The sequence below is a fragment of the Cupriavidus sp. HE11 genome (assembly GCF_056097175.1).
In genome coordinates this window covers 207,685-221,161 of record NZ_CP184466.1, presented here as the reverse complement: position 1 = coordinate 221,161, position 13,477 = coordinate 207,685, and the positions used below count along the sequence as shown (strand labels likewise).

Here is a 13,477-nt window from a genome sequence, read left to right as displayed (position 1 = left end):
GCAGCCGCGAGGTGCGGCTGCCATACCGCCCGATTCACCTGCCAACAATTGGCAGCGTGAGACCGGACGGTATGCGCTATCTCAGAATTTGTGCCGAACGCCAATCGACACGCCCAGCATTGACGAGTTGCCGTTGCCAAGTACGTAGCTGTTGCCAAGCGCCAGGCTATTTGCATAGGCAATCAGCGCCGAGTCGAACATCAACCCCGCGTTCTTGGCGTAGGCGGCGGACAGGTACACATCCGTTCGCTTCGAAAAGTTGTAATCCGCAATCAGGTTCACCTGCCAGGGATTGGCGACGCTAGTGTTGCCGAATGCGTTGCGGACCTTGTCATAGTCGTACTCGAGCGTGAGACTGAACGCCGGCGTGACCTGATAGATGCCGCCGACCCAGAAGAAATCATCGCGTCCGATCGTTGCGCCCGCCGGCGTCTTGTTTTGCCCCCAACGATAGCCTCCCATCACTCGCCCCCAAGGCAGGCTGTAGCTCAGCGCGGCCGTGGCTTTCCGGAAGCTGCCGCTGCTTGCGCTGGTCGTCGTGCCAATGGAGGGATTGAACTGGTCATACCCGATAGCTGCCCACAGGGCCCCGCCGGTGTAGGACAGGGAAGCGCCATAGGCGCTGTCTCTTCGCGCCTGGCCTGGCACTTCGCCATTGCCGCCGATCGCCAGGCCCGACTGCACGGTCTGCGGCAACGCCACGCCAGTGCCGAACGAATAGTGCGCCACGCCGGTAAATTGGCCCGCATTCAAGGTGTACTTGATCGTATTGTCCTCTCGGAAGTTCGCACCGGTGAAGAGCGTGATTGGCTCGTACTGCGTGGCAAAGTACGCCGGCACAAAGTTGACAATGCTGTCGAACAATGAGGTGTACTGACGCCCAAGGCTAATCTGGCCATAGGTCGCGTTCTTTATCCCTACGAAAGCTTGCCGACCGAATAGTCGGTTCGACTGTTGCATCGTGCCGGTGTCGCCGTTGAATCCATTTTCGAGCACAAATACAGCTTGTGTCCCCGCGCCGAGGTCCTCAACGCCGCGGATGCCCCAACGGGAACCGGATAACCCGCCCGAGTTCATGCGAACGACATCATGACCAGGCCCTGGATTAAATCCATTGGCCGCTGTTGGCACCGCGCCCACGTGGTTCACGTACTCGATGCTTGCGTCGACCACCCCGTAGAGCGTGACGCTCGACTGGGCCGATGCAGACCCTGAGCACGCGGCCAGGGCAACTGCTGCAAAACGATTCAATTTCACCACCGTCTCCTTTTTTGTCGTGATACATCTGGCTTGCAGGAATCGTCAGCCTCGCCGTCAGGACGAGCGCGGGCCGCACGCCTTGGGCGTGCATATGCCATGGAAAGGAATTAGGGAAGTTAAGGCGTCGTACCCGCGCGCGCTTTTGACTCGGGCGCAGGGGACACAAGAGGAATCCACTGGAGATCGCGACCAACGATCACCTGCCCCGAAAAGCCTTGACTGGCTGCTGCCCAACGGTGCGGGTCACTGTCGGCGGGGGCCAGATGCGACAGGACGAGGGTTTTGACATGAGCCGCTTCGGCGACGGCACCGACATCCGTTGCGGCGGTGTGCGCGTGCACAAGATGGTGCGCCTTGGCTTCCTGCGCCGCGCTCCGGGGCTTCGGGTACAGTGAATCCACCCAGGCGGTGTCGATCACCTCGTGCACCAACACATCAGCGCCTTGCGCCAACCGAATCAGATTCCGGTCGGGGCTGGTATCGCCTGAGAAGACAACGGATCCATTCGAGGTGTCGAACCGATATGCGAATGCCGGATAGACGGGAGCATGGTTGACCAGCGTTGCTGTCACCCTGACGTTCTCGTCACGGTAGATCTCGAACGGTGCGATCGGCGGCGCGGGGTCGCGATCGGGATCGACGTCAAGGCCAGCCGGCAGTGTGATATCCATGACATCCACGCGGCTATGGGGATTCGGCTTGCGGCTATCCAGGATGTTGTCATTGATGTCCGCCGCGAACGCACGGTACAACGCTTCGGTCATGGCCACAGTGCCAGGCATTGGCTGCTCGGGGGCCACGACGTCCGCCACCCCATCGTTACCTCCGCTCGCGGGTGGGAGTTTTCCGCGTGAGCCAGGGCCGATCACCTTGAGTTTTTGGCGCCGTTCGGCCAAGCCGTCCGACGCGCCAAACAGGACTAGCGACGGATAATCGACGATGTGGTCCGCGTGCATATGGGTGATGAACGCCGCGCGTAGTGTTTCAAGACCTCGTCCGGGTGGCGGCGCGCCCAATCCCGCCTGGAAGTAGCGCCGCAGCCAGCCCGCACCGAAATCGACGAGGTAGACCTGGCCGTTGACCACTACCGCGGAGGCAATTCCCGCAGACTGCGAACCTCGCCATGAAGTCCGGCCGCCGGCCGTACCCAGCAGCACGAGGCTAGGCCCGGATTGCGCCACCGAGGGACGGCGCGCCTGCCCGATCGGGTCTGCATGAGAGGCCGAAGCCAGGACGGCGAGCGCCGCACATGCTCCCGCACAAAGCAGGCGGAAACCATTGATCGGGCCAGCCTTTGCCCGGGAAAGAATGTTGCGCATGTATGCTCCAAAGGAAGGTCAGGACTGGGCCGGCACTATTCCGGCTTCACGCCGGCGTCCGAAATCACCTTCTCCCAACGGAGCTTCTCGACCTCGATGAACCGTGCGCCTTCCGGCCGCGACATGGGCATCGGATAAGTACCCAGGTCTTTGAGACGGTCGACAAATGGCTGCTGCGTCAACGACTGGTTGACGGCAGCATTGACGCGGTCCAGCACCGGCACTGGCGTACCCTTGGGCGCGAAGATCGTGAACCAGCCCTTGGCGACAAGACCAGGCGCCACGTCCTTGGCCAGCGGAATACCCTCCAGGCCGGGAAGATTCACGTCCGACGTTACGGCAAGCGCCTTCAGGCGACCGCCACGCACCAGGGGCACGAGCGGTGCGATGCCGTCGACATAGATCGGGATATCACCTTTCACCACGGCCTGGATGGCTTGCGTCGTTCCGCTGAAGCTCACTTGCCGAAACTTCGCCGCCTGCATCTGCCCCATCATTTCGGCCGTGAGATGAGGAACGGAGCCACGGGTAGGACTCCCGATCACGACGTCATCAGGACGTGCCCTGGCGTCCTTGATGACGTCGCCGAGATTCTTGTAGGACGTCGCGGGACCTGCCACGAACATCATCGGCGTGTACGCCAGCGTCGCAGCCACTTCGGTATCACGCTGGATGTCGAATTTTGCTTCCTTGTACATCACGGGCGTCGTGACGGCCGCCGCTGCGTGAAACAGGACAAGGGTGTACCCATCGGCCGGCGCCTGCTTGAGGGCACTCATCGCGACGATGCCGTTACCGCCAGGCTTGTTCTCCACGATCACCTGCTGCTTCCAGGTATTGGTAAGCCGCTCGGCAACCTGCCGGGCGATGATATCCGGCGCACTGCCCGCGATCGATGGCACGAGAATCCGAACCATCTTGTCTGGATACGTGCCGGCAAAGGCCGGGACGGCCATGGCGAACAGCGTCAGTGCGAGGAAGGGGCGTTTCATGATGTCTCCACGTCTGGCGTACCGGCGACCCCATCGTCGCGGCACTTATTTGATATATAGTCAAATAATGATTGTAGTTTTATTGACTGCATCTCAAATAAGTAGATACCACTAGCGAGGAGACATCGGACGGAGATAACCCCGCCCTGCCGGCTTACGCAGAACGCGCGCTTTTCTTCTTCACGGGCCTTACGTCACGCTGCCAGGCCTCGATGCCATCGAGCGTGATGCGCAGGCCTTCCTCGAAGGCAGTATCGGAGGACAGTTGGGAGAACGACTGGCTGACAAAGCGGGCACCGGGATACTGCTCGGCCGAAACCGAATCCAGCTTGTTCTGTATAAAGGCCTGGTGATAGGCAGGCAGTTGGCGTGAGGCTTCGGCCATGCTCGCCGCGACGAGGTACTGCGCCAGCAAGTGGTAGCCCAAGGCAACCTGCTCGGCAGCAAACCCGCCCTGCATGATGGCCGACGTCATCCGGTTGAAGAACTCCAGGCCATAGTCGGTTTCACCCGGCTGCACATCCTGAAACAGGCGGTACCGGTTGTGCGACGCCACATAGTTGCTGACGCCAGGGTTTTCCACTGCCACCTGGAAACTGAGCCGTGCGATGCGCTCGACGTCCGCGCGCCAGTCGCCAGTCAGCGGGGGGATCCGCAGGGTGCGCTGGCGATAGTAATCGTTCAGCACACCTGACACCAGTTGATCGCGGCCGCCCAGATAGTAGTGGATCAGCCCCGGTGCCACGCCAAAATCCTTGGCAAGCTGAACCATCGAGATCTGGTCCAGCGGCACGGACTTCGTCAGCTTGATCGCATGCTGCAGGATCGTCGTGCGGCTGAGCATGGGCTCGGCGCCAATCGGAGACTCCGTTTTCGGCGGCCGGCCGCGGCGGCGCGGCGCGGGATTGGGCGTAGGCTGTGCGGCAACCTTTGCAGCAGGCGACTTGCGGGCGGCAGGCATGGGCGATGGACGATCAGACCGACTGAAAATTGGTGGTATGCCAATTCTATCCCCGATCGGCCGGGATGCCATCTTCCGCATATCCCTATGCCGAAGCCGCCGCGGCCACACCCTTCCCTTCAGAGGCCGCCCTGTAGCGCCCGAGCGACAGGACCAGCGCTGCGGCGGCCAGCAGCATGCACGGCAGGACCAGCAGCGGGACGTCGTAGCTGCCATGCCGGTCGAACCACGCGCCCAGCCCGATCGGGCCAATGACCGCACCGAGTCCGTAGCCAGAAAAAGCAATGCCGAACAGTGAACCGAACGATGCGAGGCCGAAGTATGAGCGCACCAGGTAGGAAATCAGGTCGCCTTCCGCTCCGATGGTCAGGCCGATAAGGGTCGTCGCCACCAGCAGCGCAGTGTAGTCATGCGTTCCGCGCAACAGGAATACTCCGATGGCGCCGCCGACGAAAAAGACGCTTGCCACCAGCGGCGCATGGATCTTGTCGATCAGCAACCCGGTGAGCAGCCGCCCGACAAGGAGCCCCACTCCGACCATCGAGGCGCTCCGCGCGGCCATGGCGGCATCGAAGCCACGATCCGCGAACAGCGATGGCAGATGCGGCCCCAGGGACAACGTGGCCGCTGAACTCAGTACGAACACCAGCCAGATCGTCCAGAGCCGATAGCTACGCAGTGCTACACCCAGCGCCAGACCTTCGGGCGCGTGCTTTGCCCGACGCGCACCGGAGAACCGCTCCCGTAGCAGCCCGCAGGCTGCCAGCGACAGCACAACGGACCCGGCACCCAGGCCGACGTAGGCTGTACGCCACCCAAACGTCGTGACAAGAAACTGCGCCGTCATCGGCAGAATGACGGTGCCAGCCCCCAGGCCACACATTGCCATGCCCAGCGCGAGCCCCAGCCGACGATCGAACCACTGGGGCAGCACGGCAAGGTAGCCCAGCACCGAGGTGGCCGCACCGGACACGCCAACAACGACCGAAAGCGCCACCCACATCAGCATGCTGCCGTTCTGCAGTGACATCGCGGCCGTGGCCAGGCCGAAGACAATCGCCGAACACACGATGACCCGACGAATGCCGAACCGGTCCATCATGGCGCCGACGATGGGGCTGACAACGGCCAGCCCGAACATCGACGCCGCGTACGACAGTGACGCCTGCGACCGGCCCCAGCCGAACTCCGCAGCCAGCGGCCTCACGAAGACGCCAGCCGTCGCATTGAACAAGGGGGCGTATCCGGCCAGCATGCCGAGGGCAGCACCGAGGATTACGCTGACGTAGATCCAGCCAGCAGCACGGGGCAATACTTGGGGGGCGTCTTGCATATCAGGGTCTCCGTGATCGTGGCGCCGCCTTCCGTGGGCGGTCGCCTTGTGGATGAGCGGCTGCTCAGCGCAGTCCGGTCTGGCTGCCCAGGTAAGCGCCGGCGCCCGGGGCCTTGGCTTCCAGCCCAAGCCTGCGCAGCATCTGCCGCACGGTACAGGCGGCCGTCGACGTCACCGGAATGCCCAGGGCCTGCTGCGCTGGTTCGAGCGCAGCCAACGACGGCATCTGCACGCAGGCGGACAGCACCACGGTGTCGACACCCTTGGTGTCCAGACGCTTTACGTCTTCGATCAGTTGCAGCGGATCCCGCTCGCCGACCTCGAGATTGTCCAGGATCGAGAAATTGATCACATCCTTCACTTCGATACCTTCGTGCTCGATGTACTCGACAACGGTTTTCGTCAGGGCGTCGCTGTAGGGCGCCATGAGCGAAATGCGGCGGGCGCCAAAGTCCTTCAGTTCCTCGACCAGCGCACCGGCCGACGTCATGATCTGCGGGCGATACGGGGCCTCACCGATGGCCGCACCGAGTTCTTCGATGACCTGCCGGTGATATCCATTGCCCATGCACATGGTGGCCACCAGGCAAGCGGTGCTCATGACATCCACGCGTGCATCGGCCAGCTCCAGTGCACAACGCCCCATATCCCGGTTCATCCTCTCCAGTTCCTCGGCCACCACCCGATGCATGCGCACGCGGCTCGCATGAAAACTGAATTGCTCGGGCAGCACCTGCATGCGCGCATTGAAGATGGCAGGGACTTCACGCTCCATCGTGATGTTGGAGCTGGGCACGATTTGTCCGATTCGATACTTCGACATTGATATTTCCAGGAAACGATTCAGGGCGCTGGCGACAGGAAGCGATTGAGCACCGCGCGCAGCGAGTCGGGAATTGGGGTGCCTTCGCGCCGGTCCAGGCGCACGCAGATCGGCGAAAACATGGCGTCGAAGACCAGGGCGCCGTCAGGTCGGCGCGCCACGCAACGGATATCGAACGACTTGGTTCGGATGGCTTCGACGCTGCATGTGATATCGATCACGTCGCCCGGCCAAAGCGTGCCGATGAACTCGAAACTCATGGCCTTGCATGGCGTCCCGACGCCGTGGACCTCGCCCAGCCTGCCCTCGCCGCCCGCCATGTGCGCGGTGTAGAGGCCGACCGCGCCGAGCAGGTAATCGGTGAAGCGGCCGGTATAGACCACACCAGCCGGATCACAATCGCCCCATCGCGTGGTCCGCCGCACCACGAACGGGCTGTCGCTGAGCACGTACTCCGTGGCGCAAATCATGGCTGGCCTTCAGCGGCCACGGCAGTCACGCCGCCTGCGGCCAGCTCGGCCATCAGCGCCGGGAACTGCGCGCGCAGACGTTCCGCGTCAACGCGACCGGTACGCGTCATGAAGCGAAACACGAACTCGTGCGGGGTGGGAAGCTCCATCCACTCGCGGATGCGCTCATACCAGTTGTACGAAGCCTCTGAAGCGCTGATCAGCTTGGCTTTCTCCGGCTTGCGCACGGCTTCGTACTGCTCCAGCGCGGCCGGCACGTCGGACGGGTGGGCCACGATGGCGTCTGCCAGGGCCATGGCATCCTCCATGGCAATCCGGGTGCCCGATCCGATCGAGAAATGCGCGCTGGTCAATGCATCGCCGATCAGCACCTGCTTGCCGACATGCCAGTTCGCATTGAGGATGACCGGGAACTGCCGCCATATCGAGTTATTCGAGACCAGTCCGTGGCCGGCCAACTCCGGCGCAAACACCGTCTCAAAGAGGCCTTGTCGCGCTTCCGCGCTCATCTCCTCCATGCCGAAGTCGACCCAGGTCTGATGGTCGCACTCCGCCACGAACGTGCTCATGGAATCCGAGTAAGGGTAGTAATGGGCCACAAAGTAGCCACCCTCGTACTTGCGAAACACCAGAGCCGGACTCGCAAAAGGCTTTGCCACACCGAACCAGGCGAAATGATTCGTCAGCGTGCGGCGCGTCGTGCCGAAGGCAGCCTCGTTGGCAGTACGCAATTGGGAGCCGATGCCGTCCGCCCCGACAACCAGGTCGGCATCGAGCGCATCGAAATTGGCAATACGCTTGTTGTAGGTCACCCGTACGCCCAGCTCCTTGGCGCGCTCCTGCAGCACAGACAGCAGGCTGATGCGCGGTATGGCACCGCCGCCAGCACCCGGCTTCTTCATGACGATGGGGTGCTCATGGCTGACGATCGAATGCTGATCGTTGAAACGCATGACCTTCGCCAGTCGGCCCACCACAACCGGTGAGGCCGACCGGAGATTCGACAGACCGGTATCGGCCAGGACCACGCCGAATCCGAACGTCGCATCCTCCGGATTCTGCTCGAATACATCGATGTCGACCTGCGTCATCCGCTCCTTCAGCAGGATCGACAGGAACAACCCCGACGGGCCACCGCCAATGATTGCCACCTTCATTGCGCATCTCCCGGAGCCACCACCAACGCATCCATGTCGAACTGACGGATGCTACCGGCCAACCCGCCCGTCAAGGCCCCATACCAGACCGCAGGCTTGAAGCCGAGCTCCTTGCGTCGGAACTGCAAGGTCGGGTTTCCGTCGATGCGCACGTAACCATTGCCGAGTGCCGTGGTCTGATAGCCATCGGTCTTGCGCGCCACGTCGATCAGAGGTGCGAACTCGGGCACATCCAGTACGTAGACCGATGCCTTCTCGCCGTTCGGCACGACTCGCTCGATTCGCTCGGCCTTGCGCTGCCAGACGGGTTCGATCGATACAAAGGCTGCACCCTTCTCGCGCGCACGTTCCAGCTCAATGGCGGAATCGATCGTGAACGCCGCGTCCTGCCTGTCGGCTTCGCTGAACGGGCGCACCTGCCAGGTGATTTCGATCGGATAGCCATTCGGATCGTTGAAGTAGATCGACTCGATGACCTCGTGGCGAATCTGGTAACGCAGCGGAATACCCACCGCCTCCACGCGCTGGCGCCATTGCAGCAACTCGCCTTCGTCGCGCACGCGCCACGCGGTGTGCGTGGCGCGGTCCTGGTAGTGCTCGCGCACGGTCAGCCAGTCTGGCCGCTCGGTTCCGATGTAATAGAAGAAGGCGATGGTGCTGCCGTTGCCGCTATCGAAGAAGAAATGCAGGAAGTCCGCGTGATTGTCGGGCCCCCAGCCTTTCGCCGATATCGCATGAACGAGCGGCAGGCCAAGCAGGTCTCGATAGAAATGCACCGTTTCTGCAAGTTTCCAGGTGGGCCGGGCAGTGTGATGAACGCCGTGCAATTCGACGACAGGCACATTGGCGTGGGCGCCTTGCGTGGATTGGTTCATGTCTCTTCCTTCTTCACTTTGCTTGGTGAACAGTGTCTTTGTCCGCTTCGGTGCGCAGCATCTGGACGATGCGGTCGCGCAGCAGAACCTTGCTGAGCTTTCCCGATGCCGTCAGCGGGAACTCGGGGATGATCTCCAGCCGCTCAGGCCACTTGAACTTGGCGAGGCCGGCTTCCTGAAGGTATTGGGTAAGCCCGGGCAGCGTCAGGCCCGAGGCCGCCGCTGCCGGCTTGAGCAGCACGAACGCGCAGACACGCTCGCCGTAGACCTTGTCGGGCATGCCAACAACCGCTGATGCCAGAATCGCGGGGTGCTGGTTGATGACGTTTTCCAGCTCTTCGGCATTGATCTTTTCACCGCCCCGGTCGACAACATCCTTGATCCGTCCGCGGAAGAAGTAGTAGCGCTTGCCGTCGACCACCTGGACGGACATCAGATCGCCGGAGCGGTAGAAGCCGTCGGGCGTAAAGCGCGTGACATCTTCCTTCTCGGACTTGTAATAGCCGCGGATGGTGTACGGCCCGCGGAACAATGCTTCACCAACCTCGCCATCAGCCACGGCGTCTTCGGTGCCGGGATAGACGATACGCACTTCGTCGGCATCGGATACCGGGTATCCGATCGATTGGTCACAAATCTCCGCGGGGTCTTCCGGGCGCGTAAACATGATCACGCCTTCGGTCATGCCAAAGATATGATGGGTCGGCGAGCCGGTCAGGCGTGTCAGGTTGGCGGCGTTCTTCGGTGCAATGAAGTTGCGCCGCGCCTTGTCCGAGGCGGTGCCGCGCAGCAGTTCCGGCGCGATGCGATTCAGGATCGGTCCGGCGACGCCGAACCAGGTCGGTTCGTAGTTGCGAACCAGGGACTGCAGCGTGTCCTCGCCGATATCCGGAGCCACCGTCACCTTCGCGCCACTCAACAGGAACGGACCGAAGAAGCAGCCCATGTTGAGGTTATGCATGTACGGCGTCGGGAAGAACAACACATCGTCCGCGGTGTATCCGTTGCATGCGGCCACTGCGCGCATGTTGTACAGATACTCGTTCTGAAAGCGCGGGATGATCTTCGGCACACCGGTGGTGCCACCTGACAACTGGAACACCGCCGCCTGAAACGGCTCGTGGTTGACTTCTGCCAACAGCGTCTGGGCACGCGCCAGCGGCATGTCGCGGATCAGGTCCGCCAGCAGTACGGCTCGTCCGCGACGCTCACCACGTGCCTGAAGGATGAACTGAAGGCTCGGCACTTCCGCCTGCATCTCCTCGGCAAACGCAACGTCATCGAACTTCGGGTCGTCTCCTTGCACGAAATGCAGGCGCGCCTCGCACAAGTTGCCCAGGTAACCCACTTCCAGCTTGCGGAATGCCTGAAGCGAACACAACGGGATGATGCCGGCCTTCAGGCAGCCGAGAAATGCGAACAGCAACTCGTTACTGTTCCCGCATTGAAAGACCGCACGGTCGAGCGGCCGCAGGCCCAGCGCCAGCAGCGCCGCCCCGAGGCGGTCGGTCTGTTCGTCCAATTCCTGATAGGTGAACTCGCCCTCCGGCCCCACCAGCGCCAGCCGGTCATGGTGGTCGCGGAACGATTGCCGGAAGGCACCGACCAACGTTTCGCCTGTCAGGTAGCCCTCGCCCACATATCGGCGGAGGCGGTCTTCATCGGGATAGCGCACGCCGTCTAGCAATACGGTCGGGCGTACGTGGGTGGGTTGCAGCATCTTTGTCTACCTCTGTATTTTTATGGGAATGGTCCGCGGTGCCGCTCAGACCATCGATTCCCGCAGCCATTCGACGATATGACGGCCGGCAACGCGCTGCCCGGGCTCCTCCTCGCGGCTCAACGCCATGCCGTGGTGGTTGCCGCGCACGCGAACATGCTGCTTGTGCGCCGCCGGGACCTGGTCGTAGATGGCCTGGATATCCGCCGGGAACGTGCATTGATCGCCGGTGTATTCGAGCAGCAGCGTGGGCTGATGCAACGTGCCGATCGTCTTGTCCAGCGCCGCGTTGGATGACAGCCCCGACCAGGTAGAGAGCCAGGATTCCGGCGTGACGACGCGCCCGAAACCCACACTGCCCCAGTTGGACACAAAGGGATCCTTGCCCCAGAGCGAGCCGGTTTTCCGGTCGGACGGGTCCAGGGAGATGTCCCATGAACGCAGGTCGGCATCGGTACGCCAGACCTCGAAGATCGGGGCATGGGCAGCCAGCCGACGGTCTGCATCGGTCGCCGAACCAGCCTTCACCTGCTGCCGCGCCTCCTGCTTGGCCCGTAGCATCGCCCTGGCCCGAGCGTCGATGCGCGCAACGCGCTCGGTCTGGCCGACACGATATCGCTCGATGAACTCGGGCGCGTATCGGCCCTTGCCGGACTCCGCATCGAACCCGTTGACCTTCGAGAACGGATCGAGCGTCGGATCCGTCTGCATGGGGTCGTCTTCGTCCGTGACCGACGGGTCAATGCCGCTCATCAGGAGCTTGCCCTGCCCCGGGTGCGGCGACACCAGAATGAACGCATCGACTTCCGGCATATGTAGTTCGCCCAGGTTCGTCGGGCGGCCACCCGGTGTCCGGGCGATGCGCATTTCACGCGGCGTCAGCGACTGCTGGTTATAGAAGGTGTACAAGCCCGCGCCACCCGAATTGCCGAGTAGCACGATCTTTTCATAGCCAAGATCGCGCAGGTGCGTCATGCCGGCCGCGACATCGAACAACGCGATCTCGTGCTCCAGGCGCAGGTCGTTGCCGATCGAGCGCGGCCCCTGCACCCAGCAGGCACATCCGGCATCGAGCACAAATGGCAGCAGGTAGTGGGTGATCGCCATTTCGCGCGGGTGCATCAGGGATACAACCGTCTTCTCCTTGCCGGTGACGCTGAACAGGAAGCCGAGCGTGCGCTGTCCATCGGCCGTGCCCAGCGCATAGGGCACCATCTGATACGGGCGATCCATCAGCCGGGCGTCCCAAGAGGCACCCCGCATTCCTGCCGTCACTTGCGGCTTGTCTTGTTCGCTCACGCTGTCTCCTTCGTAAATGCGACCGTCTCAATAATCTAGTGTTTATTTGACATGCTGTCAAATAATTCCGGGCACCAATCCGAGCTGCGCATCCCTGGAAAAAAAGGTGTGCCGCGAAGGCGGCACACCCGCAAGACGCGACCCAGCCGGCGCGTCCAGTCGACAACGATCAGAAGTTGTGCCGCAGGCCAACAACGGCGCCAAACTGATTGGCACCGGCGATCACGGTGCCGTCATACCCATTGGCACCCAACGCCGAGCCGCCCTTGTTCATGGTGTACGAGGCCGTCAGGTAAGCGTCCGTGCGTTTCGAGAACCGGTAATCGGCAGACATCACCAACGACATCGGGTCCTTCGCCGAGGTCCGGTCATTGGTCTTGTACACCGCGCCAGTCAACGCAAACGCCTGGTTGAAGTTGTAGGTGGCGCCCGCCCAGAACAGGTCCGTGCGCGTCATCGATGTCAGGATCTGGCTAACCAGCCGCCGATAACCAAAATAGGCCGACACTGGCCCAAAGTCGGCCGCAGCCGACGCCACGTAGCGACGTTCGGTCCGCCCCGCCGTGGCAGCAGAGGTGCCATTGAGCTGGTCAAAGACACCGGCAAGCCGGAACTTGCCCATGTCATAGGAAAAGCCCGCGCTCATTTCACGGCCCACGCGGCTGTTGCCAGGGACTTCGCTGCCATTTGCAATCGTCGAGTCCACGCCGAGGCTGTAGAGCGCGGAAGCCGTCAGCGCACCGAACTTTCCGGTGTACTTCACCGCGTTGTCGGTACGTCCTGCCAGCCAGGTGTCATGCGAATACGACGAATACTTGGGCGCAAAGTACATCGGATCGAAGCCGATGATCAGGTCGAACGTCAGATTGTGGTGACGTCCCATCGTGACCTGCCCATACGGCGTGTCCAGGCCGACATAGGCGCGGCGACCGAACAATCTCCCGCCTTGTGCGGCCATGCCGGAATCGAGCACCATGCCGCCTTCGAGCAGAAACACGCCCTTCAACCCACCGCCGAGGTCTTCCACACCACGCAAGCCCCAACGGCTCCCGGCGATGTTGCCGGACGTCATGCGCACGAGGCTCGACGACTGCTTGGCGGCGTTCGGTACGTGATTCAGATATTCGATACCAGCGTCTGCAACACCGTACAGCGTGACAGACGATTGGGCGTGCGCGGTCGCACCGGTCGCTAGCAGCGCACCGGCGATGGCCAGGCTTCGTTTCATTGCTCCTCCGTAATTTGTCTTCGATCGCGGCCTGAATCAG

General features: G+C 62.2%; 12 protein-coding genes. All 12 read right to left on the bottom strand.

What is annotated here, in order from left to right:
- Positions 1 to 81 precede the first annotated feature (81 nt).
- Complete coding sequence (locus ACOABP_RS28920; RefSeq protein WP_474231210.1) at positions 82 to 1,257, bottom strand: porin; 1,176 nt, start codon at positions 1,255 to 1,257, stop codon at positions 82 to 84.
- A 119-nt stretch (positions 1,258 to 1,376) separates the two neighbouring features.
- Complete coding sequence (locus tag ACOABP_RS28915) at positions 1,377 to 2,579, bottom strand: MBL fold metallo-hydrolase (protein ID WP_474231209.1); 1,203 nt, start codon at positions 2,577 to 2,579, stop codon at positions 1,377 to 1,379.
- Between the two features lie 35 nt (positions 2,580 to 2,614).
- Positions 2,615 to 3,571, bottom strand: a complete 957-nt coding sequence (locus tag ACOABP_RS28910) for a Bug family tripartite tricarboxylate transporter substrate binding protein (protein ID WP_474231207.1) — start codon at positions 3,569 to 3,571, stop codon at positions 2,615 to 2,617.
- A gap of 154 nt (positions 3,572 to 3,725) precedes the next feature.
- Complete coding sequence (locus ACOABP_RS28905; protein ID WP_474231206.1) at positions 3,726 to 4,415, bottom strand: TetR/AcrR family transcriptional regulator; 690 nt, start codon at positions 4,413 to 4,415, stop codon at positions 3,726 to 3,728.
- A gap of 202 nt (positions 4,416 to 4,617) precedes the next feature.
- The gene (locus ACOABP_RS28900; RefSeq protein ID WP_474231205.1) at positions 4,618 to 5,865 is read right to left on the bottom strand and encodes an MFS transporter; all 1,248 of its coding nucleotides are present in this window, start codon (positions 5,863 to 5,865) and stop codon (positions 4,618 to 4,620) included.
- Positions 5,866 to 5,929: 64 nt separating this feature from the next.
- Positions 5,930 to 6,688 (bottom strand): maleate cis-trans isomerase family protein, encoded by a 759-nt coding sequence (locus tag ACOABP_RS28895; RefSeq protein ID WP_474231204.1) that lies wholly within the window; start codon positions 6,686 to 6,688, stop codon positions 5,930 to 5,932.
- 20 nt (positions 6,689 to 6,708) lie between these two features.
- Positions 6,709 to 7,158, bottom strand: a complete 450-nt coding sequence (locus ACOABP_RS28890) for an acyl-CoA thioesterase (protein WP_474231202.1) — start codon at positions 7,156 to 7,158, stop codon at positions 6,709 to 6,711.
- On the bottom strand, positions 7,155 to 8,315 hold the full coding sequence (locus ACOABP_RS28885) for an FAD-dependent monooxygenase (RefSeq protein WP_474231201.1): 1,161 nt from the start codon (positions 8,313 to 8,315) through the stop codon (positions 7,155 to 7,157). Before ACOABP_RS28885 ends, ACOABP_RS28890 begins: the two co-directional genes overlap by 4 nt.
- Positions 8,312 to 9,190: a VOC family protein gene (locus tag ACOABP_RS28880; RefSeq protein WP_474231199.1), complete on the bottom strand. Its 879-nt coding sequence runs from the start codon at positions 9,188 to 9,190 to the stop codon at positions 8,312 to 8,314. Before ACOABP_RS28880 ends, ACOABP_RS28885 begins: the two co-directional genes overlap by 4 nt.
- A gap of 13 nt (positions 9,191 to 9,203) precedes the next feature.
- Positions 9,204 to 10,910 (bottom strand): AMP-binding protein, encoded by a 1,707-nt coding sequence (locus ACOABP_RS28875; RefSeq protein ID WP_474231198.1) that lies wholly within the window; start codon positions 10,908 to 10,910, stop codon positions 9,204 to 9,206.
- A gap of 45 nt (positions 10,911 to 10,955) precedes the next feature.
- On the bottom strand, positions 10,956 to 12,143 hold the full coding sequence (locus ACOABP_RS28870; protein ID WP_474231393.1) for an alpha/beta hydrolase: 1,188 nt from the start codon (positions 12,141 to 12,143) through the stop codon (positions 10,956 to 10,958).
- Positions 12,144 to 12,378: 235 nt separating this feature from the next.
- Entirely contained in the window at positions 12,379 to 13,437 is a 1,059-nt protein-coding gene (locus tag ACOABP_RS28865) for a porin (protein ID WP_474231197.1), read from the bottom strand.
- Positions 13,438 to 13,477: the final 40 nt, after the last annotated feature.

What these genes read in the sequence shown, in the direction of transcription:
- ACOABP_RS28915 (WP_474231209.1), bottom strand. Translation starts at nt 2,579, where the DNA reads ATGCGCAACATTCTTTCCCGGGCAAAGGCTGGCCCGATCAATGGTTTC.
- ACOABP_RS28910 (WP_474231207.1), bottom strand. Translation starts at nt 3,571, where the DNA reads ATGAAACGCCCCTTCCTCGCACTGACGCTGTTCGCCATGGCCGTCCCG.
- ACOABP_RS28905 (WP_474231206.1), bottom strand. Translation starts at nt 4,415, where the DNA reads ATGCTCAGCCGCACGACGATCCTGCAGCATGCGATCAAGCTGACGAAG.
- ACOABP_RS28900 (WP_474231205.1), bottom strand. Translation starts at nt 5,865, where the DNA reads ATGCAAGACGCCCCCCAAGTATTGCCCCGTGCTGCTGGCTGGATCTAC.
- ACOABP_RS28895 (WP_474231204.1), bottom strand. Translation starts at nt 6,688, where the DNA reads ATGTCGAAGTATCGAATCGGACAAATCGTGCCCAGCTCCAACATCACG.
- ACOABP_RS28890 (WP_474231202.1), bottom strand. Translation starts at nt 7,158, where the DNA reads ATGATTTGCGCCACGGAGTACGTGCTCAGCGACAGCCCGTTCGTGGTG.
- ACOABP_RS28885 (WP_474231201.1), bottom strand. Translation starts at nt 8,315, where the DNA reads ATGAAGGTGGCAATCATTGGCGGTGGCCCGTCGGGGTTGTTCCTGTCG.
- ACOABP_RS28880 (WP_474231199.1), bottom strand. Translation starts at nt 9,190, where the DNA reads ATGAACCAATCCACGCAAGGCGCCCACGCCAATGTGCCTGTCGTCGAA.
- ACOABP_RS28875 (WP_474231198.1), bottom strand. Translation starts at nt 10,910, where the DNA reads ATGCTGCAACCCACCCACGTACGCCCGACCGTATTGCTAGACGGCGTG.
- ACOABP_RS28870 (WP_474231393.1), bottom strand. Translation starts at nt 12,143, where the DNA reads ATGGATCGCCCGTATCAGATGGTGCCCTATGCGCTGGGCACGGCCGAT.
- ACOABP_RS28865 (WP_474231197.1), bottom strand. Translation starts at nt 13,437, where the DNA reads ATGAAACGAAGCCTGGCCATCGCCGGTGCGCTGCTAGCGACCGGTGCG.